This is a genomic window from Burkholderia sp. Se-20378 (assembly GCF_017104665.1).
In the GTDB taxonomy this organism is placed as follows: Bacteria; Pseudomonadota; Gammaproteobacteria; order Burkholderiales; family Burkholderiaceae; genus Burkholderia; species Burkholderia lata.
The window spans coordinates 1-2,754 of sequence record NZ_JAAGPG010000781.1 but is presented as its reverse complement, the minus strand read 5'-3'; the positions used below and the strand labels follow the sequence as shown (position 1 = coordinate 2,754).

Annotated in this window: 2 protein-coding genes; one reads left to right on the top strand and one right to left on the bottom strand. The window is 66.0% G+C overall.

What is annotated here, in order from left to right:
* Positions 1–836 precede the first annotated feature (836 nt).
* Positions 837–1,835, top strand: a complete 999-nt coding sequence (locus G3N93_RS37420) for an LLM class flavin-dependent oxidoreductase (RefSeq protein WP_206135276.1) — start codon at positions 837–839, stop codon at positions 1,833–1,835.
* A gap of 36 nt (positions 1,836–1,871) precedes the next feature.
* Here the strand turns inward: G3N93_RS37420 and G3N93_RS37415 are convergent.
* Positions 1,872–2,754: alpha/beta fold hydrolase (locus G3N93_RS37415; RefSeq protein WP_206135275.1), on the bottom strand; the 883-nt coding region annotated here is incomplete at its 5' end.

Sequence of the window (2,754 nt, the reverse complement as noted above, 5' to 3'; positions counted from 1 at the left end):
TACTATGGGCGGGTGTTGTGTGGTGGTGGGGTGGGACGACGTGTGGTGTGTGGCAAGGAGCGGTGAACTGGTCTGATCGTCAGCGTGCGTGAGCTGGAGGATGTTTTTTTGTCGGATGACACGGCGGCGGCCGAGATCAACACGCGTGCGCACACGCGTTCCCTACACGACGCGCTGCCGATCTGGTTGCCGGCATGCGAGACGCCTCCCGGCGACCTGAACGCCATGGAGAACGCTTGAGCGTGATTGAGCGTGATTCGGTATTCCGACAACGACGAACGCGGGCACGACCCGACTCCTTGTTCCAGCAGCGTCTGTGTATGAGGGAGGCTCGCCCCGTTCTTCGGGTTTGGCCATGCCCGGCTTCGCGTGGTGCATCTCCGCGCGACACCCGGACGGGATACGGGAAGATTCGTATGGCTACCTTCGGCACAACATGGGCAGGCGCCGGATTTTAGCAGTCTGCGGCACCCCGCGCTCGGCACTACGAGAAACGGACTGGTGCAATTCCGGCAAAGCTGCGCAGTCGGCGAACCATTTCGGTGCACCCGCGTTCACGTTAGCGTAAGCGGTTTGCAGGCGTATTGCAGTCTTGAAAATCAAACGTTTCGTGCAAATTTGTACGCCGATGCGGATTCACATCCAATCGCCGTAAAGATTGGTAATTAATCGGCGATTAGATTGATTTTTGCAACGATCATCGAATTCAACCCTGCATCCCTGAAAGGCGCATGGGTATCGAGCCGCCCCCAGCACGATCCGGAGCCCTTTGGCAAAATCCTTGGCATTTGTTGCGTAAGTGCATCACCTCCGCTCCCCTGTTCGAAGGCCAACCGATGACTCCGTTTTCCGTACTCGATCTCGCCCCCATTCCGGCCGGCGCCGACGCCTCCCAGGCATTCCGCAACACCGTCGATCTCGCGCAGCATGCGGAACGCTGGGGTTACCAGCGCTACTGGCTCGCCGAGCATCACAACATGCCCGGCATCGCGAGCGCGGCAACGGCCGTCGTGATCGGCCACGTCGCGGGCGCCACGCAGACGATCCGGGTCGGTTCGGGCGGCATCATGCTGCCGAACCACGCGCCGCTCGTGATCGCCGAGCAGTTCGGCACGCTCGCGTCGCTGTATCCGGGGCGCATCGATCTCGGCCTCGGCCGCGCGCCCGGCACCGACCAGACCACGTCGCGCGCGCTGCGCCGCGACCTGATCGGCAGTGCCGACTCGTTTCCGGATGATGTCGCCGAGCTGCAGCGCTACTTCGCGGAGCCGGTGCCTGGCCAGCGCGTGCGCGCGGTGCCCGGCGCAGGGCTCGACGTGCCCGTGTGGCTGCTCGGCTCGAGCCTGTTCAGCGCCCAGCTCGCCGCGATGCTCGGGCTGCCGTTCGCGTTCGCGTCGCACTTCGCGCCGGATTACCTGATGCGCGCGCTCGAGATCTATCGTGCGCAGTACCGGCCGTCGGCCGCGTGGCCGAAGCCGCATGCGATGGTTGGCGTCAACGTGTTCGTCGCCGATACCGACGACGAGGCGCGGCGCCTGTTCACGTCGCTGCAGCAGCAGTTCATCAACCTGCGACGCGGCACGCCGGGCAAGCTGCCGCCGCCGGTCGACGTGCTCGAGGCGAACGAGCTCGAACTCGCGACGGTTGCGCATTCGCTGTCGTTCGCGGCGGTCGGCTCGCGTGACTCGGTGCGTGACAAGCTGCGCGACCGCATCGCGCAGACGGGGGCCGACGAGCTGATCGTCACCGCACAGATCTACGATCACGCGGCACGGCTGCGGTCGTTCGAATTGACCGCGCAGATCCGCGACGAACTCGCGAGCGAAACGCGCTGACGGCACGCGCCCGGGCCGCCCGCGGCCGGCCCCGCATCACTGCGGGTGCACGGCCTCCAGCCCGTCGAGCAGCGCCTTGTGGAACGCGTCCGGGTCCTGGATCTGCGGCGCGTGGCCGAGCGCCGGGAACTCGACGAGCTGCGCGCCGGGGATCGCGGCCTGCGTGCGCTTCGCGAGCTCCGGATAGTGGCCGAGCTTCGCATGCACGTCGGGCGGCGAAACGTCCTTGCCGATCGCGGTCGTGTCCTTGTCGCCGATCATCAGCAGTGTCGGCACGCGGATCGCGCCGAGCTCATAGACCACCGGCTGCGTGAGGATCATGTCGTAGATCAGCGCGGAGTTCCACGCGACCGCGTCGCGACCGGCGCCACGGTACATCCCGGCCAGCATCTGCACCCAGCGCTCGTACGACGGCGACCACTTGCCCGCGTAGTACGTGCCCTGCTCGTAGCGGCGGATGCCGTCGGCCGTGGTCTTCAGCTCGCGCGCATACCAGTAGTCGACCGACAGCGGCGGCACGCCGAGCGCCTTCCAGTCCTCGAGGCCGATCGGGTTCACGAGCACGAGCTGGTCGGTCGCCTTCGGATACATCAGCGCGTAGCGCATCGCGAGCATCCCGCCCGTCGAGTGGCCGACGATCGTCGCCGACTTCACCCCCACCGATTCGAGCAGCGCGTGCGTGTTGCGCGCCAGTTGCTGGAAGCTGTACTGGTAACGATCGGGCTTCGACGACTTGCAGAAGCCGATCTGGTCCGGCGCGATCACGCGATAGCCGGCACGGCTCAGCACGCCGATCGTGTCCTCCCAGGTCGCCGCGCAGAAATTCTTCCCGTGCAGCAGCACGACGGTGCGGCCGTTCGGGTGCGCCGGCTGCACGTCGAGGTAGGCCATCTCGAGGGTTTCGCGCTGCGACACGAAA

What these genes read in the sequence shown, in the direction of transcription:
- G3N93_RS37420 (WP_206135276.1), top strand. Translation starts at nt 837, where the DNA reads ATGACTCCGTTTTCCGTACTCGATCTCGCCCCCATTCCGGCCGGCGCC.